The following is a 25825-nucleotide window of genomic DNA, read 5'->3' as shown; positions in this document are numbered from 1 at the left end:
TCATGAAACAAGATAAATTAATAGTGGGTGTTATTCAGCAATCGAACGTTGATTCGGTTAATGATAACTGTAAATTATTGGATCGTAATATACGTGATTGTGCTGCAAAAGGAGCGCAATTGGTTGTACTACAGGAATTACATAACAGCCTTTATTTCTGTCAGCACGAAACAGTTGATTATTTTGATTTGGCTGAACCTATTCCCGGACCATCTACCGAGTTTTATGGAAAGTTGGCAAAAGAGTTAGGTATTGTTTTAGTGACTTCCTTATTCGAAAAACGTGCTGCCGGATTATATCACAATACTGCCGTTGTTTTTGAAAAGGATGGATCCATTGCTGGCAAATACCGAAAAATGCATATCCCTGATGATCCCGGCTTTTATGAAAAATTTTATTTTACTCCGGGAGATCTTGGTTTTGAACCTATAGAAACATCTGTAGGTAAGCTTGGAGTTCTGGTTTGTTGGGATCAGTGGTATCCGGAGGGAGCCCGTTTGATGGCATTGAAAGGAGCTGAATTATTGATTTATCCAACCGCAATTGGTTGGGATGTTAATGATACTTCGGATGAACAGGATCGTCAGTTGGGAGCATGGACAATTGCACAAAGAGCTCATGCTGTTTCTAATGGTTTACCAGTGATTGTTGCTAATAGAACCGGACACGAAATTGATCCGACTGGTCATTCTGATGGAATACAGTTTTGGGGAAACAGTTTTGTAGCAGGTCCTCAAGGCGAAATTTTAGCGCAGGCTCCGGCCAATGAACATTGTAATCTTATACTGGAAGTTGATCTGAAGCGAAGTGAAGATGTACGTCGGATCTGGCCATTTTTAAGGGATAGAAGAATTGATGCTTATGGCAACATTATCAAAAGATTTATTGACTAAAATTTAAACCATCATATCTGAATTTAAAATCTACGAAAAGAATGAAACAGTTAAGTTATTTATTTATTGTTTTGAGCATTATGGTTACATCATGTCAAAATTCAAGTGAAAAGGAAAAAAATCCTTTTTTTGAAGAATATACTACAGAATTTAAGGCGCCTCCATTTGATTTGATTAAGGAGATACATTATTTGCCTGCTTTTAAAGAGGGTATTGAGCAACAAAAAAAGGAGATTGATGCAATAGTTAAAAATGAAGATGCTCCTGGTTTTGAGAATACGATCCTTGCTTTTGATAAGTCAGGTTCATTATTAACTAAAGTTGGCAGTGTTTTTTATAATGTTAAAGAGACAGATAATAATGATGAACTTCAGGCTATTGCCCGTGAAGTTACACCTCTGATGACTCAGCATCGCGATAATATCTCTATGAATATGGAGCTTTTCCAAAAAGTGAAAGCTGTGTATGATCAAAGAGAGTCTTTGGGATTAACCTCTTCTCAGATCAGGGTTGTTGAGAAATATTATAGAGATTTTGTGAGAAATGGTGCAGAATTGGATGCTGATGATCAGGAAAAACTGAAAAAGCTGAATGAGCAGCTTGCCATGCTTCAATTAAAATTTGGGGAACATCAATTGGCCGAAACAAACAAAAATTTTAGTCTGATTATTGACAATGAAGCCGACTTAGCTGGACTACCGTCTGGTGTTGTTGAGGCAGCTGCGCTTACTGCAAAACAAAATGGTCAGGAAGGTAAATGGATGTTTACATTACAGAAGCCAAGTTTGATTCCTTTTCTTCAGTATGTTGAGAATCGTGATTTGAGAGAAAAAATCTATCGCGGATATTTCATGCGTGGTAACAATAACAACGAATTTGATAATAAAGAGATTGCTGTTCAGATGTCTGCAATCCGTGCTGAAAGAGCTAATTTATTGGGATATAATACTCATGCTGAATACGTGATTGATGATAACATGGCCAAAACACCTGAGAAGGTTTATGAATTTTTAAATCAGCTTTGGGTGCCAGCTTTGGAAAAATCAAAAAATGAGCTGAAAGAGATGCAAGCTATTATTGATGCAGAAGGAGGCGATTTTGATTTGCAGAGTTGGGATTGGTGGTATTATGCCGAAAAGCTGAGAAAAGCCAAATATGATCTTGATGAGTCGCAAATAATACCTTATTTCAAGTTGGACAATGTTCGTGATGGCATGTTTTGGGTGGCAAACCAATTATATGGAATAACTTTTTCATCCATTAACAGTGTTCCGGTTTATAATCCGGAAGTTGAAGTATTTGAGGTTAAAGAAGCTGATGGTTCACATCTTGGTTTGTTGTATCTTGATTATCATCCGCGTGACAGCAAAGGACCAGGAGCTTGGTGTACAGGTTTTCGGGAATCGATTACTCGTGATGGTGAGAAGACAGCTCCTCTGGTATCGATAGTTTGTAATTTTACAAAACCAACAGGAGATACTCCGGCATTACTAAACTTTGATGAAGTGTCAACCCTGTTTCATGAATTCGGGCATGCTTTGCATGGATTGTTCACAACAGGTGAATATAAAAGAACGGCTGGAGTTGTGCCACAGGACTATGTGGAATTACCATCACAGATTATGGAAAACTGGGCTGCCGAACCAGAAGTATTAAGGCATTACGCGAAGCATTACGAAACAGGAGAGGTTATACCTGATGATTTGATTCAGAAAATCCAAAATAGTGGCCATTTTAATCAGGGTTTTATAACAGTGGAATATCTGGCTGCATCAATTCTTGATATGGATTGGCATAGTTTAACAACTGAAACTAAAGTTGAAGATGCTCTTCAATTCGAAGAAGCTTCAATGGACAAAATTGGTTTAATAGATGAAATAATCCCTCGTTATAGAACTACCTATTTTGGACACATTTTTGATGGCGGATATTCAGCAGGTTATTACGTATATATTTGGGCTGCAGTGCTTGATTCGGATGCTTTTGATGCCTTTAAACAATCTGGAGATTTGTTTAATCCTGAGTTGGCAGCTAAATTTAGAAAGTACTGCTTATCAGAATGTGGAGAAGATGAAGGAATGGTTCAGTATGTTAAATTCAGAGGACAAGAACCTACTGTTGATGCGCTTCTTTCAAAGAGAGGATTGAACTAAGAGAAGAATTTAAAATAAAGAAAAGAGGATTGATAATAATTTGTCAATCCTCTTCGTTTTTTAGTAAAAGTTGTCATCCTTATTAAATGAATGCATTGGGATAGTGTAGCATAAATTAGGAGGGTGACAACTTTTAATTTTTAATCCAGTCAATTATTTCCTGATCGTAAGGTTTGGTTTTTGGAGCAATTACTTTAGCAATGGTTCCATCTGTATTAATAAGGTATTTCTGAAAATTCCACTTTATCTCACTATCTTCAAAGTTATTAAGATCTTTTGTGGTCAGCCATTTATATAATGGGTGCATATCTTCTCCTTTAACCGATATTTTAGACATGATGGGAAAAGTAACACCATAATTAACGCTACAAAAAGTCTTTATCTCACTGTTTGTTCCTGGTTCTTGTCCTAAAAAGTTATTGGCCGGAAATCCAATAATGATAAAATTATCTCCACCATATTCTTTATAGAGCTCTTGTAATTGCTCGTATTGAGGAGTCAAACCACATTTACTTGCTACATTCACCACCATTACTTTTTTGCCTTTTAATTCAGCAAGATCAAATGATTTGCCATCAATATCTTTTACAGTAAAGTCATAGAACGATTTACTTGTCTGTCCGGTCATAGCCAACGTAAGTGATAAAAAAAGTGTTAGAGTTAAAATAATTCTGTACATAATCAGTTTATAATGTTTGTAATTCAGATATATAACAATCATGTTGAGGAAAGGTTTGGACAGAGATATGAATGTTTTAAACTACCTATTCCTTTTCTCTGATGAAAGGTACAAATCTCACTGTTAAAAGGCTTTGCTGCTTTATTTTACCATTTTTTTTAATGTATAAATTTAAGTGTTGTGTGTTATTAACAGGACCTACTGGTATAATTAATCTGCCATTTTCAGCCAGTTGATCCAATAAAGGTTCGGGTACTTTATCTGGAGCAGCGGTTACAATAATAGCATCAAAGGGTGCATGTTCTGGCCATCCGTTATAGCCATCACCTTGCCTGCAAAACACATTGGTGTATCCACCTGTTTCTAATTTGTGTTTACTAACAATCGACAACTCTTTTACGATCTCAATGGTAAATACACTGTCAACAATTTGAGATAAAATGGCTGACTGATATCCACTGCCGGTTCCAATCTCAAGCACTTTATCCTTGCTGTTCAAATTCAGTTTTTCAGTCATGAATGCAACAATATATGGTTGAGAAATAGTTTGGTTGTAACCAATAGGAAGTGGACAATCGAAATAGGCTTTGGATTTGTGTTTTTCGGGTACAAAAAAATGGCGTGGTACATTTAGCATTGCTTTGATAACCTCAGTATCAGTTATTCCTCTGTCAATTATCTGTGTTTGTACCATTTTTTCTCTCATATCTACTTCATTTAATTGAAGTTGGAGTGTGTTTAGTATTATGACTATTAATATTAGTTGCATAAATAAAAATCCGGGCATGTTTACCCGGATTATTTTTTTGTGTTATGATTTCATATGTTCAAAATGATCTTTGACTTTTGCAATCAATTGCTTTTGTGTCAATTTATCTGAGTTTTCTATGGCAATTAGTTTATTATGAAAGTTATGGTGTTTCTTTAGTTCCTTTTCGAATAGATTTTTAGTTTGAGATGGTCCGAAAATAAAAATATTGGAAGCATCTTCAAGGTTGTGAATGATCTCTTCAAAATAATGATGCAGTTGATGTTTCTTTCTGTTGGTTTGTTTCTTACTGGGGTTTACCTGCATCGAACCAAGCCTTGAGAAATCTTTGCCTTCACCCGGAAAACGGGTTCTGCTTTCAATGTCTGATTCAATAGTTTTTACGGATTGATTGCCGTTGTTTAAATCAACCAGGATAGCTTTGGTTGAGTTTAACCAAATTCCAATTTCTCGTTTCATAAAGATGAAAGTTTAAAATAATAATTAATCAAGCGGGTGTTGTGCGTTGTTTTTATAAGGTGCTGATACATGGCTTTGTACAATTACCCATTTCGAATCTCTTTTTTCCATAACCCCTGTGTGTCTGAATCCCTCAAGATTAAATGGTTCGCCTTTGGTTTCGTAGCAGGTGTCAAGCAGCTGTGAATACCAGGCTACATCTCCTGATTGACTCAGGCTTATGTGTGTGTCTTTTGCTGTTATGGTATATCCCTTGCGGTCGGTAATAGCCGCTTCCATCCACGAATAGAAGTCTTTCCAGCCATACCATATTTCATCCAAATCGGTTCCAATATTTACAAGGTCGCTGTTGTGGGCAAAAGTTGTTGCGAAAGTATATAGATCTCCTTCTTCCTGAGCCCGCAACATTCTACTTAAAGTGTCCTTAATAGGAGCTACCTTTTCCGAATCTCTGATTTGTGCATTCAGTGTATTCATGGTGTCGGTTTTTGAGGTTAGTAACATCTTTAATCTTCCTTATTCAGTCTTTCACTTGTCTTCCGGATGGTTAATTAAGTTACTAAAAAGCGATAGCGGTGTCAATACAAAAACTATAGTTCTTAAGGTCTGGCTTTTTTTGTTTCTTTGTACAAATTTTTTAGTTGGTATGCCAAGATATTTTATGGAAATGGCCTATAACGGGCAGAACTATCATGGGTGGCAGATTCAGCCCAATGCTATAAGTGTACAGGAAGTTATTAATGATGCGCTGTATAAGGCTATTCGAGAGGAGGTTAATGTTGTTGGAGCTGGTAGAACGGATACGGGTGTCCATGCATCTTATTTTGTGTGCCATTTTGATTGTGAACAGATAATTGGTGATACCGATTTTATTCTACACCGATTGAACCGGATTCTTAGAAATGATGTGGTGGTTTATACTTTATTTCCTGTAAATGATGACGCTCATAGTCGTTTTGGTGCTGTTTCGCGAACATATCATTATTATCTTAAACCATTCAAAACTCCATTCTTTAATGATATAGCCTATAGACCAACATTTAATGTGGATATAACAAAGATGAATGAAGCTGCCCGTAAATTGTTTGACTATACTGATTTTACAAGTTTTAGTAAGCTGCATACCGATACTAAAACCAATAATTGTAAGATCATGCAGGCTCAGTGGGTCGACAAAGAAGATATGTTTGTTTTTGTAATCAAAGCCGACCGTTTCTTACGAAATATGGTGCGAGCCATTGTGGGTACATTACTGGAAGTGGGGCGTGGTAAAATGTCGATTAATCAGTTTTGCGAAATTATAGAAGCAAAAGACAGATCAATGGCAGGTACTTCAGTTCCACCTCAGGCTTTGTTTTTGGTTGATGTTGAATATCCTGAGGAATTGTTTCAGCCGATTAAAAAGAAACCTCCCGTGCAGGTTGATTTATAGATCGTTCCAGATTGCCCACGAAGCTTCTGCTTGTAAGTGAAGCATTTCCAGTCCATTTTTAGTGGCAGCACCATTTTTTGCTCCCATCTGCATAAATTTCGTGTTCTCGGGATTGTAAGTTAAATCAAAAAGCAGGTGGTTTTTACCAATACAATTGTAATCAATATCCGGGCACTCATCAATATTAGGATACATACCAACCGGAGTGGAATTAACAATTACCTTATATTCATCTAGAATATCAGGTGTAAGAGAGGAGTAATTAATTAGATTATCAGTATCCTCTTTTCTACTGACATATTTATATTCCAAGCCAAGCATCTCAAGGGCGTGAGCTACGGCTTTTGCTGCACCACCTGTTCCCAATACCAAAGCTTTTTTATGATGATCTTTTATAAATGGTAAAATTGAATTTTTAAAACCAATCAAATCGGTATTATAACCTTTAAAGTAGGGTTTCTTATCTTTCCAGGTAATTTTTATGGAATTAACAGCTCCTACTTTTTCTGCTGTTACATCCAATTCATTGAGGTACTGAATAACTTTTTCCTTGTATGGAATGGTAACAGATAATCCTGCTATATATGGATGATGGTCAATCAGGCTTGGAAATTCTTCAATTGTTGGTATTTCAAAATTCAGGAAACGGGCGTCAATGTTCTCATTTTTGAATTTAGAAGTGAAATATTTGTACGAAAAAGATTGAGCAAGAGGATAACCGATCAGACCAAAAGTTTTCATGACTATGCGTTTTGATTTTTTTTATTGGCAATTAATTCAGTTGCAACAATGCTTGCTATGCCTAAAATAATAAAAAACAAGGCCAAAAGAAAGCTCAAATTCATATCTGGAAAATTATAATCGTAGCCAACTGTTTTGATTTTATCACCAAATATTTTGGTAACAGGTTCCTTCCATGGCCAAAGCACTCCCAACGATCCCGCAATAAAACCAGTCAGCAAGGCAATGGTTTGATTATGATATTTTTTCAATAGCCACGACAGAAAATGAGAAAAAGCGATTAATCCAACGCCTGCCCCTAATCCAACTGGGAAAAGTACCTTCAGATTCAATTCACTTACAGCATTAATCATTACCAATTGATAATTACCTAGTAGAATCAAAACAAATGAACCTGAGAGTCCGGGGAGTATCATACTGCATATAGCAATAACTCCGCAGATAATCAGGTAAATAAATGAGCTGTTTTCGGATGCGGGTGTTAAAACAGAGATTGCAATTGCTACTCCAGTTCCAACTAACAGACTTATAATACTGGATATATTCCAGTTTTTCACCGTTTTGCCTACGAAGTATACAGATGCCAACACCAGACCAAAGAAAAATGCCCAGATATAAATTGGATGATTTTCGAAAAGGTATTTAAAAAGCTTGGCCAGTGAGATTATAGCTAATCCAATACCGGCAAATAATGAAACCAGAAAACCAAGATCTATATGATTGGCAAATTCTTTAAATTTTCCTGAGAATAGCAGTTTTATTGCAGTAACATCAAATGACTTAATGGCATTTATCAGGCGTTCGAAGATTCCTGTAATTAAGGCAAGAGTTCCACCTGAAACACCCGGAATAACATTTGCTGCTCCCATGGCTGCTCCTTTTAAGGCAGTTTTTAAATAAAAAGTAATGTTAGGCATACTCATAAGTAGCTTATATATGGTATTGTAAAAGTTAAGGCAGAATTGACTTGAATTCAGGGATGGATTGTAAAGTGGGTAATTCCTCCAATAAATAGCTTAATAATGTGGAGTCTAAATCCAGTGCTGTTTTTAATTCTTCAACCGCATTGTCTGTGTCATTCAAATATTGATAATGAATGATAACAGCCAAATAACTAACAGCTGCAATATCAGGGTATTGTTCTTTTAATTCTACTAAGAACTGTTTAGGGATAAAATCCTTGTCCAATCCCATTTTCAGTTTAATCAACTCAATCCATCCGGTTAGCTCTTCAGGATCAATATTTAATCCATTTTCAAGACTGCGGGTTGCATCCTCAGCCTGGTCTAATTCAAATAAACCACGGGCATGTGCAAACCAGTAATCGGCATTCATTGGATTAATGGATATGGCCTGATCAATGGCCTGCAGTCCGTTTTTGAAATCCTCTTTTTCCATCAGGGCTGTTCCAATGCCATACCAGGCATCACCGCTTTCAGGTAGTTCTTTTGTTACCAGGCGATAAAAGCGAATTGCCATATCATAGTTCCCAAGTTGTTCCCAGCAATCAGCAATGTATTGATAGGTAAGAACTACATCTTTAATCAGACTTACATGTTCTATATATGCATCCAGAGCCTCAGCAAAACATCCTTTATGTGCCAGGCTATTACCTTTGTTAAAGTATGCCTCGCTATGATATGGGTTAATGGCTAAGGTAAAATCATATGCCTGACTGGCCTCAATAAAACGATCTTCCTTATTATATAAAATACCAATGTTGTACCAGGCATTTTCTGAGAAAGGATCTATCTCAAGAAGCTTCTCGTAAATGCTGATGCTTTTGGTTCTTTCTCCTATTTTATCAAGTGCAAAAGCCAACTCAAATAAAGCGTTGGTATTATTAGGGTATTTTTGTATCAATTCTTCAAGAAAATATACAGCTTCAGTATAAACTTCTGATTGATTTAAATTATATGATATTTCAAGCAAAATATCTTCTTCGTCATCAAACGCAAGGTTAACAGCTTTTTTAAAATATTTAACCGCTTTGGCAATGTCATTCTTTTGAAGCAGTACCCATCCCATGGTGATGAAAACTTCGGTATTGGTGTTTTCAATCGGAGCAACCTGTAATAATAAATCAAGGGCTTCGTCCAAGTGATTGTCATCGGCCAAAAGACCAGCTTTTTTCACAAGGAGGGTGGTGGATTGAGGGTGTTGTCGCAATCCTATTTGAAGTATCTGTTCAGCTTGTTTAAGCAAACTTTTTTCCAGATAGAAATCAAAAATATTTTCAACCTGATGAACATCGAAGTAAACTTCTTTGTCAGTACTGATCATTCTTTCAAATCGTTCTACTGCCTCAAGTACATCATCATGGTTTGTGTGCAAGAAATCCTGCATATATTTAATCATTGTTTATGCAACAAAAATATTAAATAATTCAATTATTACAATTCAATGGTATTGAATTATACTAACAGTTTATTAACGATTTATTGAGTGTGAATTACCCCAAAAAACAAAAGCCTCAAAAGAGGCTAGTGCATTGGGGATATTTAACATTAAGGAGTGTTTAAAAAAAAGAGGCTGTACTAGGGTTGGGTATCAGCCTCCTTGCCTGAAGAGAAATTGCACCTTTATCGCCAAAACACTAGAATTGTGCACTTTAATCTTACAAGCGATCGCCTGGGGTTGAAATGAAGTTAGAACGAAAATGTGTTCTACATTTCAGTTCGTTCTGCAAGTGTTAAGAAATCGCCATTTTCTTGAGTGGGTCACTCTTCATTTTACCTTGGCAGTAATTTAATGAATTTGAAAGTTTAAACTTTCTGTCCGGTTAAGCTTAGTTGTGTGTACTATTTGCATTTTCCGGTATTTGCCTTTGCAAACCGCAGAATGAATTTACAATTGATGTGCCATGTTTTGTAATGGTAATGATATCAATGTGTTAGTTAAATTCATGGTGTTCTGTCACCTGCTAATCTTTGTTCGGTTATGATACAAGTGCTTGTTCGAAATCGGGCAGTCAGATTTTAGATTACAAAATTTGAGACTCATTTTAAAGGTTTGAGTTATCTACATTGAACCCAGAAGCAGAAGTAGAATACCTGTTAAAATACCAGTGAGGTAGATTGCTTTTTGTTTGATATTTTTTTCCTTAAACAGGATAGCGCCGAATACAAAAGCAATAATTACACTTCCTCTGCGAAGGGCAGAAATTACAGAAATAAGTGCTTCGGGATTGCTTAATGCATAAAAATATGCAAAGTCGGCAATTACCAGCATTATTCCAACCAGAGGTATACTCCAACGAAATTTAAAAGGACTGTGTTTTGAACGCTGTGGATACCATACTAAATATACAATTGGAACCATTAAAAGAGCCTGATAAACAGAAAACCAGCTTTGCACAGCCATGCGGTCGAGGTTGGTCATCAGATATTTATCATACAAACCACTTGCAGCGCCGGTAAGGGTTGCCAGAATAATAAACCAAAACCATTTATTGTTTTTTAAAGAAAGACCTTCTAGTTTACCAATGGTTGAAAAAAGATAGAAAAAAGCAAGAGTTATGATTAATCCAATCCATTGAAGCATATTTAGTTGTTCACCAAAAATTAAAATAGCTCCGATTAAAGTCCATAAAGGCCCAGTAGCTCTGATTGGACTTACAACAGTTAATGGTAGATGTTTTAATGCAAAAAAGGAAAAGATCCATGAGGTGAGAACCAAAACTGCCTTGGCAAAAATGAAAAGATGAGTTTTTCCGTCAGCATGAGGAATAAAGAGTAAATCGCCTTCATTTAAAATTCCATTATTGGATAAAATAAAAACGGGAAGAAATAAAAATGCAGAAGACATGGTGCTTACTAATAATACTGGAAATACAGCATTATCGTTAACCGATACTTTCTTCAAAACATCATAAATACCTAAAAAGAGGGCAGAAACAATAGCGTATAAAAACCACATGGTCAGAAAAAATTTTCGCAAAACTAATGCTTTTAAGTGGAGTGCGAAACGTTCGTAAGATTTCTTAACGTTAATTTGATGGCAACATTCAGTGTTGTTTTTGCAAAGCTTAACGGAAATATTTATCTTGGTATAAAACACCTTGTTATGGATTATGTACTCATAAAGAATGGTAAAATTATAAGTGATGATGAGGTGGTGGAGAGCGATTTGTTAATTGGCAATAATAAGATTGTTGCTATTGGTAATGGTTTGGAAAGACCTGAGCCTGAAACTCCTGTGATTGATGCTGGAGGAAAATATCTGTTGCCTGGAGCTATTGATACAAGTATATCTTTTGGTGAGTTGTGTCAGGTAGAGAGTGATATACAGGTGAGATTTAATCAGGCTGAAGTGATGGGTGGAACAACAGCCATTATTGAGACAATGATGCCAGGTTATTCATTAAATGCTACTAGTGAATTAATTAATCGACGGAATAAAAAGTTTTTTGTTGTACCTGATTATAGTTTTCATCTTGCATTGCAGGGGTGGGAAGGGATGACGGCGAAAGATATTGATTATTGCTATTCGCACGAGGGGATTACATCATTCTTTCTTCAGTGGCCCTTATTGGAATCATACAGCCAGGCAAAGCTTGATGAATTATTACAGGTAATTGCTTATTTCGATTTGGTTATTGTACTTGAAATGCAGCAGCCTGAAATAATAGGGTACGGTCATCCGGAATTGGATGTGAAATACAAGGAGTCGATCGATGAGCACTTGAGGCAATTCAGATTTATTATTAGTAAAATTATTAAGTACGGATGTCGGTTATGTCTTCTTGGACTGAGTTTTAAGGAGCAATTGGATATAATTGATGAATTTAAGGAGTATGGACTGATTACAGCGGAATTAGTTTTTCCATATAATATTGGAGGGCAGGATCGGTATGAAGTCAATGAGGACTCTATTTTCTCAGGTTTTTCACTGGCTAATCGTTTAACATTAATACCAACTGATAAATTATGGGAGCTGCTACATGAGCCTCATTATTTTTTAGCCCGTCCTTTAATAAATTTATCAGGAGAAGGAATTGTGAAAGACAGTCAGGTTAATAATCGGCCTGATGAGTTTTTTTTATTGAAGAATTTTCTTTCAGTTGTTTATACTGCCGGTGTTGTTGAAGGAAATATTACTATTTCAGAATTTGCTTCAATTGTTTCTGGCAGGCAGTCAAAATTATTTGGTCTTTATCCTAAAAAAGGTGTATTGAAGATAGGAGCAGATGCTGATATCGTAATCTGGGATCCTGATTTTGAGAGGAATTTATATTGTAATTTTCCTGTAGGAATGAAAGGTGAAAGTAAGAGTATAAAGCTGCATGGTCGCCCTGATTTTGTTTTTGCCCGGGGTAATATGGTTTATGATGGGGAAAATTTTACTAAAGAAGGTTGTTGTGGTAAATATTTATATAGAAGTCCTGTTTAATGATAGGTAATGAGTAGCATTTATTTATAAATTATTACCATCATTTAAAATAATTATATTTGCCTTGCAAAACAAATTCTATGACATCAGGCGAGAAAAGCAATATATCAATGGCGCATCAGCCTCACAAAGGTAAATCAAGCGATAATCTATTTGACTTAAAAAGGATTCTATTTCTTCTCAGAAAAAACTGGTATTTATTTCTAATATCATTACCTCTTTGTATCGGTTCGGTGTATATTTATCATCGTTATACTGTGCCGGTTTACCAGGCGCGTGCCACACTTTTATTGAAAGGCGATGACCAGCGTTCAATTACCCGTTCTGAATTAATCGAGGGCTTTGGACTATCACCCGAAGCAAGAAGTGTAGAAAATCAAATGTTCGTTATTAAATCAAAAAAGCTTGTTAAAAAGGCTATTGATCGTCTGGATTTTGGAGTTACCTATATGATTGAAGGTAATTTTAAAGATAGTGAACTATATTATAGTAAACCATTTGTGGTGGAATTTGATTCTTTGCATCCTCAATTATTAAATACACCAATTAAGGTCAGTTATATTTCGAACGATGAAGTCAATGTAAATGTTGAATCAGAAGGTGGACAGCTTTTTATTTATAATGGTGAGAAGCGAGCAGGAAGCTCTGGTCCGGTTAAGTTTGAGCAGAATGTAAAGTTCGGAGAATGGATAACAAATAATCATTTTTCATTTCGAATTTTACCTTCATCTTATTCTTTTACAAATGATAAAGTGTATCACTTTGTATTCAATACTAATGATCAGTTAGCGAATCAGTACAGGTCGAGGTTAGGGGTGAGTGCCTACCGCGAAGGATCTAGTATTATTTATATATCAGCTACAGGAACAAGCCATGAAAAATTGACTGTGTTTTTAGATGCCTTGTGCGAAGTTATTCTGGAGTATAATCTGGAACAAAAAAATAACATGGCAACTCGTTCATTGGCTTTCATAAATGCGCAGCTGGAGAATATTTCAGATACATTGGATAAGGTACAAAATAGCTTACTGAAATATAGAAAAGACAACCGGTTTATGGGACCTTCTGAGTTTTCGCAACGGTTGGCGGAGCAATATTTTGATGCTGAGAAAGAAGTGAAAATGTTGGAAATGCAACAGTCGTATTATAAATTTTTGCAGGACAATCTTGATAATGCTTCCGATATAGAGGAATATATGTTACCGGCAGTGAATGATGAAAATACAGGGTTTATTAATCAGTTGGTGATGCAATTGATATCTTACGAAGAGGAAAAGGAGATTCTTTTAAGTGCTGTAGAAAAGAATAATCAATATCTGAGAAGTTTGGAAAGTAAGATAGAGGTTACCAAGGAAAATCTGCAAAAGGGAATAAATCAGGTACTAAGAAGTCTGGATCTTGAGCAACAAAAATATCACAACAAATTAAAAGATATTGTGGTAGATATGGATCAGTTGCCTGATTTAGAGAAGACTTATTTAAAAATTGAAAGAACCTATAAATTAAACGACGCTATTTATACGTTTTTACTACAAAAACAATCGGAGACTCAAATTGCCAAAGCTAGCAATGTTCCTGACAATGAAATTATTGATAGTGCCAGTATATCGGCAATCATTTCACCGACTAAAAAGAGTAACTATCAAAAAGGATTTCTTCTGGCTTTGGTTCTTCCTTCTGCTTTTATTGCTTTAAAAGAATTTTTGAATACCAAGGTTCGAAATAAAGATGATGTGCATTATTTAGCTCCCGGGTTATCAATTGTTGGAACGGTTGTGCACAATAAGGATGGTGTTAATAATGTGATAAATGATTATCCGCATTCGGTGATAAGTGAATCATTCAGGGCTATTCGTACAAAATTGAAGTACATGAATAATGATCATGATGCTAAGGTGATTACATTAACAAGTACCAATACCGGAGAAGGAAAAACTTTTTGTGCTGAGAATCTGGCCTCCGTGTTTGCTATATCTGGTAAAAAAACAGTTTTGCTTGGTTTTGATTTGCGCAAACCTCGATTAAGTGCTTTATTTCAGCTAATCGATAAGCCTGGTTTGTCAAACTATTTGATTGACGAAGAACATGTTGAAAATATTATATATTCAACAGATTACAAGAATCTTTATGTTGTTCCTGCAGGACCGATTCCTCCTAATCCAAGTGAATTATTATCAGGTGGTGGGCCAAAAGAGCTATTTGCATACTTGAGAAAGCATTTCGATGTAATCGTTGTGGATTCACCGCCTATAGGATTGGTGGCTGATGCAAGGATGTTGATGCAGGAGTCTGATTTTAACCTTTTTGTGGTTAGAGCTAATTATACACTTAAAGAACACATGTCATTAACCATTGAAAATTTAATGGAAGAAGATGTTGCTAAAATTGGAATTCTACTGAATGATGTATCATTAACCGAGAGAGGATACGGATATTATTCAGCTGAATATTACAGCGAGCATTATAAGGCTTAACTATTAATTGCGTTTGATAAATTGAGTGAGTTTGCTGAAATTTTTTACAAATAATGAATAGAATCCTCCAACTTGATTATGCTTTAAGGCAAGATAATCTTCTTTTGATTTTTGAATGATATTGGCGAATGATTTGTTGCTGGCTCCACCCATTCTCATATTTACAATGAGTTTGTCTAAAAAGAAGCTTTGTGTTTCAGGATTTGAAAAGAGGCGTAAAATAAAGTCATAGTCGGCAGCAATCTTATAGTTGGTATTGAAGCCTCCTGTTTTCAGGAATAATTCTTTTGAGATATACAGAGTTGGGTGTGCAGGCATCCAGCCTCTTTTTAATAATTGAGGTTTAAAAGTCTGACTTTTCCAATGACGAACGGTTTTGTGTATGTCATTCTCCTGAACGTAATTCAGATTACCGTATAAAGCGTTAATGTTGTTTGTTGAAATAGCAGTAATAATCTCTTCAATAATGGTTTTACTAGCCAGAACATCATCTGCATGCAGGTATCCAATCCAATCTCCGGATGCCATTTTTAAACCTTTATTCATGGCATCATAGATGCCGGTGTCTGGCTCACTAATCCATTGGCTTATTATGTCTTTGTTCTCTTTTATTATTTCTATAGTATTGTCAGATGAGTTTCCATCTACAATAATGTATTCAATGTTATTAATTGCACTTTGTTCTCTTATACTATTGATTGTTGTTTCAAGAGTTGAGGCACTGTTGTATGTAACAGTAATAATGCTGATCTGCATATTGAAAGGTTGCTGTTAAGAAAAATAATATAACTGAATGTCTTTTTTTATAGCATCTTTCGCTTGCTTAATGTGGAAAGAGACCTCATTACTGTTTCGTTCCAGTATTTTTTGAGAAAGCTCAATTGAAGGAGCATCTGGTTTCACTTCGCCTGAACAAGTATTAATTAATTTGATGACTTCATCGCGCGATTTGGTTATTAACTCCCATGTTTTTACAGGTAAATAGATCTGCATTGCCAGGTTGTGCTCAAATTCTGAGCGAATATTCTTTAATAATAACGCATGTAGCTGAAGGTTTGTTAGTCCTTGTTTCTGTTCGCGCAGAATCATAGTTTCAGGATTTATTCTTTCCAGTAAAATGGTCAGGCGCTCATATGCTTGTATCTTAAGTGGCAAAACTTCTTTTTGCATAGCAATGGAGAGTTCAATTTGTCTGGTTTTAATATTTTGCTTTAAAAACCAGTTGACCAAAACCAGTATGGGAATTCCAATCATTAAATAAGGAATTGCCTGGTAGATGATTAATTGCCAATCGATCATTATGTAAAGTTTAAGTGTTTAAATAAATGTTCTAAATCCATAAGAATGATTTAATTACTTCTGAATTGCAATTGCAGAAATTTTTCAACTTATAATTTATTGCAATTATCTGGTAAAAAACAACAATTAATAATAATTTCAATCTTGTGGACTTGTAATTTTTACTTAGTTTTGTATAGAATTCGCTGCAAGATAGAAAATGTTTTCGGATTGCAGGATACTAAAATTATTGTATAATTTTTCAGTTAACTGGGTTAATAAAACGCAATCGATTTATGGAAGCTTTACAAATTTCGGACAGGATTAATCGTTTGTCAGAATCACAAACTATTCTGATGAATCAAAAAAGCAAGGAATTACAGGATAAAGGAGTGGATGTTGTAAATCTTACTCTTGGAGAGCCTGATTTTTATACCCCTGATCATATTAAAGATGCCGCAATCGATGCTGTTAATAAAAATTTCACTAAATACCCTCCGGTTCCCGGTTATCCGGCACTTAAGAAAGTAATTTGTGAGAAACTGAAAAAGGACAATGGTTTGGATTATGATCCGGCTCAAATAGTTGTTTCAAATGGTGCCAAACATAGTCTTGCCAATGTTTTGCAATGCCTGATAAACAATGGAGACGAAGTTATTGTTCCCGCTCCTTATTGGGTAAGTTACATTGATCTGATTAAATTATCTGAAGGTATTCCGGTGGTTATTGAATCAAGTGTGGATACCGATTTTAAAATAACACCAGATCAGTTGGATAAAGCGATTACAGCAAAAACAAAAGCTGTAATGTTTAATTCACCATCTAATCCATCAGGTAGTGTTTATTCCCGAGCTGAAGTAGAAGCTTTGGCTGAGGTTTTAAAGAAATATCCTGAAGTTTTGATCATTTCAGATGAAATTTATGAGAAGATCAATTATGTTGGTGAACATGCCGGTTTTGCTGAAGTTGATTATTTAAAAGACAGAACCATATTAATAAATGGAGTTTCAAAAGCTTATGCAATGACAGGTTGGCGTATTGGCTACATAGCTGCGCCACTAGCTCTTGCTAAAGCAACTTCGAAACTACAAGGGCAGTTTACTTCAGGTGTTTGTGCCATTGCACAAAAGGCTGCCGAAGCTGCTATTGGAGGAAGTCAGGAATGTGTTGAAGAGATGCGCGAAGCATTCTTGAAACGTCGTGACATGGTATTGGACTTAGTGAAAGATATACCTGGTTTTAAAGTGTCAATTCCTGATGGAGCTTTTTATATCTTCCCTGATTTAAGCTATTATTTTGGTAAGAGTGTAAACGGAAAAGTAATGAACGGTTCAATGGATTTATGTTTGTATCTGTTGGAAGATGCTCATGTTGCTTCAGTGCCAGGGGTTGCTTTTGGTGATGATAGATGTATCCGTTTCTCTTATGCTGCCAGCGAAGAACAATTACGTATTGCTTTTGAAAGAGTTAAAAATGCTTTGGCAGAACTTAAGTAGTTCTGCCTTTTAATATTTCTCAAAAAATTGTTTCTTTGGGTTGCATTTGTAACCGATTGTAACATTTATGGATAAAACTCCACAAAAAACCGTTAACGTAGAAGGAAATATTGTTGATTTCAACAATGTATATATTCGTCAACAGGAGCATTTAATACTGCAAAATGTAAATTTTCAGATTAAACCTGGTGAGTTTGTGTATCTGATTGGTAAGGTGGGAACTGGAAAATCCAGTCTTTTAAAAACTATGTATAATGAGTTGCCTTTACAGGAAGGACATGGGTTTGTGGCCGGTTATCATCTGAAAGGGGTTAAAAAGAAACAGGTTCCTTTCCTTCGTAGAAAGATGGGTATTGTTTTTCAGGACTTTCAATTGTTGTCAGATCGGACAGTTTATAATAATCTTCTCTTTGTTTTAAAGGCTACAGGTTGGAAAAACAAAAAAGACATAGATAAACGTATTCGTGAAGTTTTGTCTCATGTTGATATGGTTCACAAAGGCTACAAAATGCCACATCAACTGTCGGGAGGGGAACAACAACGAATCGGAATAGCCAGGGCTTTGTTAAATGAACCGGATTTGATTCTGGCAGATGAGCCAACCGGAAATCTTGATCCGGATACCTCGGATGAATTGATGCTTTTGCTTAGAAGGATCTGTGAAGGTGGTAGAACCGTTATTATGGCAACACATAATTATAATCTGCTTAAAAAATTCCCCGGACGAACAATTCGTTGTGAGGATACCCGATTGAGCGAAAGTAAACAGGAGGAAATAGATTTTAACCTGTTGGATTAATTAACCTGTTGATTTCTTGCTAATAAAAAACCAAGGAGTGTTGCTCAATGGCTGCATCACTTTTTTTATCTTTATCCTGAATGAGGTTTTTATGCACTAATTACCTTGTTTCTACGTTATAGTATTTAATTCGATCATAATATTCTTAAGCCTAAGGCTCATGATGAGAAATATCTTCTTTCTACTATTCATAGGGGTGCTACAATTTAGCTTCGCTCAAAAATCGTTAAAATATCAATCTGTTGAGGAATCATACGAGAAGGGCATGGAGTTATTCAGGCATCAGAAATATGGTTTGGCCAGATTGCAGTTTAATGCTTACGTCGATGCCAATAAAAACAATATGTCGGCCAGAGTAGCTGAGGCTGCATATTTGAAACGTGTTTGTTCGCAGAAGCTTGACAATGGTGATATGCAATATCAATGGGAAGATTACATTAAAAATTACCCATATAGTAATCGTTTACCTTATGCTTACATGCACATGGGCGATTATTTTAAAGACAAAGATAAGTTTCGACAGGCTACAAGATGGTATGAGAAAGTGGATGCCAACGGTTTGGATAAAGAAACAGAGCTTGATTTTAACTTCTCGGCAGGTTATGCTTTGTTTAAGCAGGAAAGGTATGATGAGGCACTTGTCTATTTCAATAAGATAAAGGGACAGGACAATAAGTACTATTCTTCGGTATTGTATTATTACAGTCATATTCAATACGAAAAGGAGAATTATCAGACAGCCCTTGAAGGATTCAAAAAGCTGGAGAATGATAAAGGATTCGAAAAAGTGGTTCCTTTTTACATAGCTCAAATTTATTATTTGCAGGATGATTTTGATAATGCCATTAGCTATGCATTACCAATGGTGAAAGAAGGCACAAAACAACGCCAGGCTGATATGAATCGAATTATTGCTGATTCGTATTATGGTAAAAAAGAATATACAAAAGCAATTCCATATTATAATAAGGCCATTGATTTGGTAGAGCAACCAAGAAGAGAAGACTTTTATCATCTGGGTTTCTGTTATTATTATGGAAAAGATTACGATAAGTCAACAGAGGCTTTGTCGCAAGTTACATCGGCAGAAGATATCATGTCGCAGAATGCTTATTATCATTTGGGAGACTGTTATCTGAAACTTAAGGATAAAAAGCGTGCCCGAGTGGCTTTTGAGGCTGCATCGAAGTATGATTTTGATAAAGATATTCAGGAAGATGCATTGTTTAATTACATAAAACTGAATTATGAGCTTTCCTTTTCGCCTTTCAACGAAATCATCAATTCATTTATGACATTTATTGAATTATTTCCTGAAAGTGATAAAATAGACCAGGCCTATCAGTATTTAGGTCAGGCTTTTCTAACTACCAAGAATTACAGGGAAGCTCTGAATTCGATGGAAAAGATTCAGCGTAAAAATGACGATGTATACAGGGCATTACAACGCGTGGCATATTTCAGAGGTCTGGAATTATTCACGGATCTTAATTTTACTGAAGCCATTGAGTTTTTCGATTACAGTCTGAAGTATGCTGAGTATGATAAAAAATTAAAGGTGGGTGCATATTACTGGAGGGGAGAAGCCTACTACAGAACAGGTAATTATTCTAAATCAATAAAAGATTATCGTGAGTTTATTTACATGCCGGGATCGTATCAAACCAAAGAGTTTCCTATAGCTCATTACAATATTGCCTATTCCTATTTCAAACAAAAAGAATACAGTGAAGCCAATACATGGTTCAGAAAATACATTAATATAACCGACGGAAAAGATCGTGTTATGTATGGTGATGCATTGAACCGATGTGGAGACTGTTATTATGTGAACCGCGATTTTACTCAAGCAATTGCCATGTATACCAAAGCATCTCAGGTTCCGGAAGGATCACCTGATTATGCTTTGTTTCAGAAAGGTTTCTGTTTGGGGTTAGCCAAGGATAATACGCAGAAAGTAAATGTGTTGAAAGATTTGACCAATCGCTACCCTCAATCTCATTATGTTGATGATGCCTTATATGAAATGGGACGATCGTATGTTGCCATGGGTCAGTTGGATAATGCCATTTATAATTATAAAACTATTAAAGAGAAGTATCCAAAAGGAAGTCTGGCTAAGAAGGCAATGTTGCAGCTAGGTTTGGTTTACTATAACGATAATGATCTGGATAACTCAATGGCATTCTATAAACGTGTGGTTAATGAATATCCGGGAACTCCTGAAGCAGAGGACGCTTTGTTGGGAATTCGTAATATCTATATGGATCAGAATAATTTGGATGGATATGTTCGTTACACCGAAAATCTGGGAGGTTTTGCACGACTGGATATTCGTGAGCAGGATTCTTTAACATTTGTAGCTGCCGAACGATTTTACATGAAGAATGACTGTGAGCATGCTATCAAACATTTCGAAAGTTATCTTACAACCTTCCCTGAAGGAAAATTTGTATTGAATGCTCATTTTTATAAGGCAGATTGTCAGTATAGAACAGGAGATTTATCTGATGCATTGAACTCTTATGAGTATGTTGCCGGCAAAGGCCGTAGTTTATTTACTGAAGAGGCCTTATTGCGCATGGGCGAGTTGAATTATCAGCAAGGAGCGTATCGCAAGGCTTTTAATGCATTTGAACGATTGGAGCAGGAAGCCGAAATAGCTGAAAATCGTATTGAAGCCAAAATTGGAGTTATGCGATCGCTAGTCAAGCTTGATTTACCTGAAGAATGTGTGAAAGCAGCTCAAAAGGTGTTGGACGGAGCCAAGATTGCAGATGAAATAAAGAGAGAAGCCAGATATTACATGGCACAGAGCTATGATAAACTAAAGGATAAGGAAAAGGCTTTTGAGAATTACTCGAAGTTGGCAGGTAACACCAAGAGTAGTGAGGGAGCTGAATCCAAATACTGGGTAGCCCAATATTACTACAATCAAGGAGAAAAGGATCGTGCAGAAAAAGAGATATTCGACTACATCGATAAAGGTACTCCACATCAATATTGGCTGGCCCGGAGTTTTATTCTTTTGGCTGAGATCTATCATGATAGAAAAGAAGATTTTCAGGCTCTGCAATATCTGCAAAGTATTAAGGAGAATTATCAGGGAGATGATGACATTCATTCAAGGGCAGATAATTATATAAATGCCTGGCAGGTAAAAGCTGAAACAGAAGCTCCTGCTGATACGATATCTGTTGTTGATTAACTGAATCTGAAAATGAATAAAATGAATTTGATGCAAACAAAATATATCAAGTTAGTACTAGTGGGTTTGGCTTTTGCTTCGTTTAATCTTCATGCACAGGAAGAGATTAACAAAGATGTGAAAGTTGTTCGTGAGTATACACCAACCGTATCTGATGCATTTAAAGTTAATCAAATGCCGGATGTGAAAGATTCAGTTACACTGCGACCCAGCTTTAACTATCGAATCATTAGTACGTCAGTCAATGCCGATTATAAACCAACATTAATAAATCCGGCAAAAATTCAGACAGAACAACGTGAATTATTGTTGAAGTCGTATGTTAAAGGAGGTGTTGGAAACTATAATGCACTCTTGGGTGAACTTGGGTATAATATTCTTGAATCGGAACCTTTTCTGTTGGGATTGAATATCGGACATACTTCATCCTTTGGAAAGCTGAAGCTTGAAGATGGTGAAAGTGCAGATGCTCCAATGAATGATACCTATGCTAACCTTGGGTTTAAGCATTTTTTTGATGATAAAACCTTGAGTGTGGATTTAAACTTTTTGCATAATATCTATCACTATTACGGTTATCAAACATTGGTTGATGAGACGGACTACTACTTGCCGGGTTCAACTGATCCTGTTTTAGGGAGTGATTTGAAGCAGGATGAAAGACAAAGATTATCAGTCTTTGATATGTTAATCGGGCTACAGAATAATGTAAGCGACGATAATAAAACAGTATACAACGCAAATTTTGGTTTTTCAAGTTTTGGGAATGTAACAGGGGTAAAGCAAAACGGTTTTATGCTTAATGGAGCCGTGCGTCATCCGGTTAACGATTTAATATTTTCATTAGAAGGTAAAGTTCAAAGTTTTAAAACCAGTGTTCCTGATACAATCGGAGCGATGTATACTTTTTCAGATCGAAAACTAACTTATATTGAGGCCAACCCTGCTGTACATTTTAATTTTGATAATATAAATGTGAAGGTAGGTATGGTGATTGGTGGTCAGATAGACTCTGAAGATGATCAGTTTTTTGTTGCACCTGATATTCTTGCGAAGTTGACTGTTGTTGAAGGTATTGTGGCTCTTTATGGAGGCTTGAATGGAAATATGAATATCAATGATTATCGTTCAGCTGTATATGAAAATCCATTTTTATCACCCGATGCAAATATCAAATCATCGATGTATGGGTTAAACTTATTTGCCGGTATTGAAGGTAATTTTAGTTCTTCAACCAGTTTCTCTGCCGGAATCGAGTACAGCTTTTTTAATGATGAACATTTCTATGTAAATAAATATTACAGTGATCAGCCAGAGACAAGTAGCTCTTTATTCACATATCAGTACTCTAATCTGTTTGTACCTGTTTATGATGATGGTAATTTACTTAAAGTAAAAGGTGAGCTGTTGTTTCGACCCAAGAAAGAGATAGAATTGTTACTTCACGGAGCCTATAATGGATGGAACCTTGATTCTGAAGCGGCAGCCTGGCATGAACCGGAAGTGGAATTTGGTCTAAAAGCATCATTGAATTTAAATGAATTTATTTCTTTGAATAGTAGCATTGGTTACCTGGGTGAGCGAAAAGCATATGACAGAGAGTTGGATGATTTGCAGAAGACTTTAAATGGTGTTTTTGATATGAATCTGGGTGGAGAATATCGCTTTAGTCGTCAATGGACTTTTTGGGCAAATGTTAATAATATAGCAGCTTCAAAATACTATCAATGGAATGGATATCCATCGCAACGACTGAATATGCAGGCCGGAATTATATATACCTTTTAAGGGCTAAGACTTTTGATCCTAAGGGGTTATAAATAAGCTTGTAATTAAGGTTTTTGATGGGGTAAAAAAACATTCTTTTTGACTCCCCAAAATGGTGATTTTTGCTATATTTGTAGGTCTTCCTTTCGGGAGGATGTTTAAACCGGGTGATCCGGTTTTTTTACGCTTTTCAAAAGTATTTTAAGATGAGTGAAGAAGTAAATGAAAATGTAAATAAGCAGGGCGAATACAGTGCCAGTAGTATTACGGTTTTGGAAGGGTTGGAAGCTGTGCGTAAGCGACCTGCAATGTATATTGGTGATATTGGTGAGAAAGGATTACACCACTTGGTTTATGAGGTGGTGGATAACTCAATTGATGAGGCTCTTGCCGGACACTGTGACGAAATTACTGTCGAAATTTATGAGGATAACTCTATTTCAGTTACGGATAATGGTAGGGGTATTCCTGTTGATTATCACGAAAAAGAAGGTAAATCAGCACTGGAAGTTGTAATGACAGTGTTGCATGCCGGAGGTAAGTTTGATAAAGATTCATACAAAGTATCCGGTGGTTTGCACGGTGTTGGTGTATCCTGTGTGAATGCACTATCAACTATGTTAATAGCAGAGGTTCATCGTGATGGTAAAATTTATACTCAGGAATTCTCAATTGGTAAGCCGGTTACAGATATTACTGAAGTAGGAACCACTGATAAAACAGGTACCAAAGTTACATTTAAGCCTGATGCATCAATCTTTAATGTGACTGAATACAAATGGTCAATTCTGGCGAATCGTTTGCGAGAGCTTGCCTTTTTGAACAGTGGTATTAAAATTCATTTGATTGATCACCGCACACATTCGGAAGACGGAAGTGATAAGGCTGAATTTTTCCATTCAGAAAGAGGTTTGGAAGAATTTGTAGAGTTCATTGATGAAACACGCGAGAAACTGATTGACAATCCAATTCATATCGTAACTGAGAAAAACGATATTCCGGTTGAGATTGCCATCATGTACAATACTTCATTTAACGAAAACATTTACTCATACGTTAACAATATTAATACCATTGAAGGAGGTACCCACCTTACTGGTTTCCGTCGTGGATTGACACGTACCTTAAAAACTTTTGCTGAGAAATCAGGAATGCTAAGTAAGCTGAAGTTCGATATCAATGGTGATGATTTCCGTGAAGGTTTAACTGCTGTTGTTTCTGTTAAGGTGGCAGAGCCTCAATTCGAAGGTCAAACCAAAACTAAACTGGGTAACGGTGAGGTTAGTTTGTCGGTTGATCAGGCTGTTAGTACCATGTTGACGCACTACCTTGAAGAAAATCCAAAAGCTGCCAAAGATATTGTTAATAAAGTAATTTTGGCCGCACAGGCGCGTCATGCTGCACGTAAAGCACGTGAGTTGGTGCAACGTAAGAGTGTTTTGAGTGGCGGTGGATTACCCGGTAAGCTGGCTGACTGTTCAGAAAAAGATCCTGCTCTTTGTGAAGTATTTCTTGTCGAGGGAGATTCGGCGGGTGGAACAGCCAAACAAGGTCGTGACAGAAAATTTCAGGCAATCCTGCCCTTACGAGGTAAGATTTTGAATGTTGAGAAAGCGCTACAACACAAAGTGTTTGAAAGTGATGAGATCAAAAATATATTTACAGCTTTAGGAGTTACCATTGGTACCGAAGAAGACAGTAAAGCTTTAAATCTTGAAAAACTACGTTATCACAAAGTAGTAATCATGACCGATGCCGATGTGGACGGTAGCCACATTACAACATTGATTATGACTTTCTTCTTCAGATATATGAGAGACCTGATTAAAAATGGTTACCTATATATTGCCACTCCTCCGTTGTATCTTTGTAAAAAAGGTAAAAACGAAGCTTATTGCTGGAATGAAAAACAACGTTATGAATTTGTTGAGCAATTTGGTGGGGGTAAAGAAGATAGTGTTCACATTCAGCGATACAAAGGTTTGGGAGAGATGAACGCAGAGCAGTTGTGGGAAACAACGATGAATCCGGAAGAACGTACCCTTCGTCAGGTAACTATCGAAAGTGGTGCTGAAGCAGACAGAGTATTCTCAATGTTGATGGGTGATGAGGTTCCACCACGTAAGCAATTTATTGAAGAAAACGCTACTTATGCAAATATTGATGCTTAAGTAACAATGATATTCTTAAAGAAAGAGGGTGTCCAAAATTGAGGCACCCTCTTTTTATTATTCAAAAAAATGGAGTTCTTCCTTAAATTATTTCATCCAGCTGAGAGCTTATATG

At 36.2% G+C, this 25825-nt stretch carries 20 protein-coding genes; 10 read left to right on the top strand and 10 right to left on the bottom strand.

The features are described 5' to 3' along the window. Positions 1 to 2: 2 nt before the first annotated feature. A complete protein-coding gene (locus ACRD62_RS17765) occupies positions 3 to 893 on the top strand; it encodes a carbon-nitrogen hydrolase (protein WP_430821456.1) in 891 nt (296 codons plus the stop codon). 41 nt (positions 894 to 934) lie between these two features. After that, positions 935 to 3046 (top strand): M3 family metallopeptidase, encoded by a 2112-nt coding sequence (locus ACRD62_RS17760; RefSeq protein ID WP_430821455.1) that lies wholly within the window; start codon positions 935 to 937, stop codon positions 3044 to 3046. Between the two features lie 133 nt (positions 3047 to 3179). Here ACRD62_RS17760 and ACRD62_RS17755 read toward each other — a convergent pair whose 3' ends face one another. The 4 genes from ACRD62_RS17755 to ACRD62_RS17740 form a co-directional block, all read right to left on the bottom strand. Then, the gene (locus ACRD62_RS17755) at positions 3180 to 3767 is read right to left on the bottom strand and encodes a glutathione peroxidase (RefSeq protein WP_430821454.1); all 588 of its coding nucleotides are present in this window, start codon (positions 3765 to 3767) and stop codon (positions 3180 to 3182) included. A gap of 43 nt (positions 3768 to 3810) precedes the next feature. Then, positions 3811 to 4431 (bottom strand): protein-L-isoaspartate(D-aspartate) O-methyltransferase, encoded by a 621-nt coding sequence (locus tag ACRD62_RS17750; protein WP_430821453.1) that lies wholly within the window; start codon positions 4429 to 4431, stop codon positions 3811 to 3813. A gap of 105 nt (positions 4432 to 4536) precedes the next feature. Next, the gene (locus ACRD62_RS17745) at positions 4537 to 4953 is read right to left on the bottom strand and encodes a hypothetical protein (RefSeq protein ID WP_430821452.1); all 417 of its coding nucleotides are present in this window, start codon (positions 4951 to 4953) and stop codon (positions 4537 to 4539) included. A gap of 24 nt (positions 4954 to 4977) precedes the next feature. After that, positions 4978 to 5430, bottom strand: a complete 453-nt coding sequence (locus tag ACRD62_RS17740) for a nuclear transport factor 2 family protein (RefSeq protein WP_430821451.1) — start codon at positions 5428 to 5430, stop codon at positions 4978 to 4980. A gap of 169 nt (positions 5431 to 5599) precedes the next feature. On the opposite strand from ACRD62_RS17740, the gene truA reads away from it, so the two are divergent. Then, a complete protein-coding gene (truA, locus tag ACRD62_RS17735; RefSeq protein ID WP_430821450.1) occupies positions 5600 to 6385 on the top strand; it encodes a tRNA pseudouridine(38-40) synthase TruA in 786 nt (261 codons plus the stop codon). On the opposite strand, the gene ACRD62_RS17730 is transcribed toward truA, so the two are convergent. From ACRD62_RS17730 to ACRD62_RS17715, 4 genes are all read right to left on the bottom strand, one after another. Further along, positions 6380 to 7126 (bottom strand): shikimate dehydrogenase family protein, encoded by a 747-nt coding sequence (locus ACRD62_RS17730; protein WP_430821449.1) that lies wholly within the window; start codon positions 7124 to 7126, stop codon positions 6380 to 6382. The two genes, truA and ACRD62_RS17730, sit on opposite strands and share 6 nt — an antisense overlap. Positions 7127 to 7128: 2 nt before the next feature. Next, positions 7129 to 8049 carry a DUF368 domain-containing protein gene (locus ACRD62_RS17725; protein ID WP_430821448.1) on the bottom strand — a complete coding sequence of 307 codons (921 nt, stop codon included), beginning with the start codon at positions 8047 to 8049 and terminating at the stop codon, positions 7129 to 7131. A 28-nt stretch (positions 8050 to 8077) separates the two neighbouring features. Then, positions 8078 to 9472, bottom strand: coding sequence for a tetratricopeptide repeat protein (locus tag ACRD62_RS17720; RefSeq protein WP_430821447.1), 1395 nt, complete (start codon positions 9470 to 9472; stop codon positions 8078 to 8080). 675 nt (positions 9473 to 10147) lie between these two features. Continuing rightward, the gene (locus ACRD62_RS17715) at positions 10148 to 11065 is read right to left on the bottom strand and encodes an EamA family transporter (RefSeq protein WP_430821446.1); all 918 of its coding nucleotides are present in this window, start codon (positions 11063 to 11065) and stop codon (positions 10148 to 10150) included. Positions 11066 to 11122: 57 nt separating this feature from the next. On the opposite strand from ACRD62_RS17715, the gene ACRD62_RS17710 reads away from it, so the two are divergent. Beyond that, a complete protein-coding gene (locus ACRD62_RS17710; RefSeq protein WP_430821445.1) occupies positions 11123 to 12517 on the top strand; it encodes a hypothetical protein in 1395 nt (464 codons plus the stop codon). 80 nt (positions 12518 to 12597) lie between these two features. Beyond that, positions 12598 to 14991 carry a GumC family protein gene (locus ACRD62_RS17705; RefSeq protein WP_430821444.1) on the top strand — a complete coding sequence of 798 codons (2394 nt, stop codon included), beginning with the start codon at positions 12598 to 12600 and terminating at the stop codon, positions 14989 to 14991. Positions 14992 to 14994: 3 nt separating this feature from the next. On the opposite strand, the gene ACRD62_RS17700 is transcribed toward ACRD62_RS17705, so the two are convergent. Then, the gene (locus ACRD62_RS17700) at positions 14995 to 15747 is read right to left on the bottom strand and encodes a glycosyltransferase family 2 protein (RefSeq protein ID WP_430821443.1); all 753 of its coding nucleotides are present in this window, start codon (positions 15745 to 15747) and stop codon (positions 14995 to 14997) included. 15 nt (positions 15748 to 15762) lie between these two features. Beyond that, entirely contained in the window at positions 15763 to 16290 is a 528-nt protein-coding gene (locus ACRD62_RS17695) for a DUF7935 family protein (RefSeq protein WP_430821442.1), read from the bottom strand. Positions 16291 to 16565: 275 nt separating this feature from the next. Here ACRD62_RS17695 and ACRD62_RS17690 point away from each other — a divergent pair, with 275 nt between their 5' ends. The 5 genes from ACRD62_RS17690 to gyrB all read left to right on the top strand — a co-directional run bounded on the left by ACRD62_RS17690 (position 16566) and on the right by gyrB (position 25710). Continuing rightward, positions 16566 to 17765, top strand: coding sequence for a pyridoxal phosphate-dependent aminotransferase (locus ACRD62_RS17690; RefSeq protein ID WP_430821441.1), 1200 nt, complete (start codon positions 16566 to 16568; stop codon positions 17763 to 17765). A 67-nt stretch (positions 17766 to 17832) separates the two neighbouring features. Next, positions 17833 to 18564, top strand: coding sequence for a cell division ATP-binding protein FtsE (locus ACRD62_RS17685; protein WP_430821440.1), 732 nt, complete (start codon positions 17833 to 17835; stop codon positions 18562 to 18564). Between the two features lie 160 nt (positions 18565 to 18724). Further along, on the top strand, positions 18725 to 21772 hold the full coding sequence (locus ACRD62_RS17680; protein ID WP_430821439.1) for a tetratricopeptide repeat protein: 3048 nt from the start codon (positions 18725 to 18727) through the stop codon (positions 21770 to 21772). 30 nt (positions 21773 to 21802) lie between these two features. Continuing rightward, complete coding sequence (locus tag ACRD62_RS17675) at positions 21803 to 23560, top strand: porin family protein (RefSeq protein ID WP_430821438.1); 1758 nt, start codon at positions 21803 to 21805, stop codon at positions 23558 to 23560. Positions 23561 to 23745: 185 nt separating this feature from the next. Then, positions 23746 to 25710: a DNA topoisomerase (ATP-hydrolyzing) subunit B gene (gyrB, locus tag ACRD62_RS17670; RefSeq protein ID WP_430821437.1), complete on the top strand. Its 1965-nt coding sequence runs from the start codon at positions 23746 to 23748 to the stop codon at positions 25708 to 25710. The last annotated feature ends 115 nt before the right edge of the window (positions 25711 to 25825 follow it).

Source organism: Carboxylicivirga caseinilyticus (assembly GCF_050589785.1).
GTDB classification, from domain to species: domain Bacteria; phylum Bacteroidota; class Bacteroidia; order Bacteroidales; family Marinilabiliaceae; genus Carboxylicivirga; species Carboxylicivirga caseinilyticus.
The sequence above is the reverse complement of the archived record's forward strand: the minus strand, read 5'-3'. Positions and strand labels throughout refer to the sequence as shown.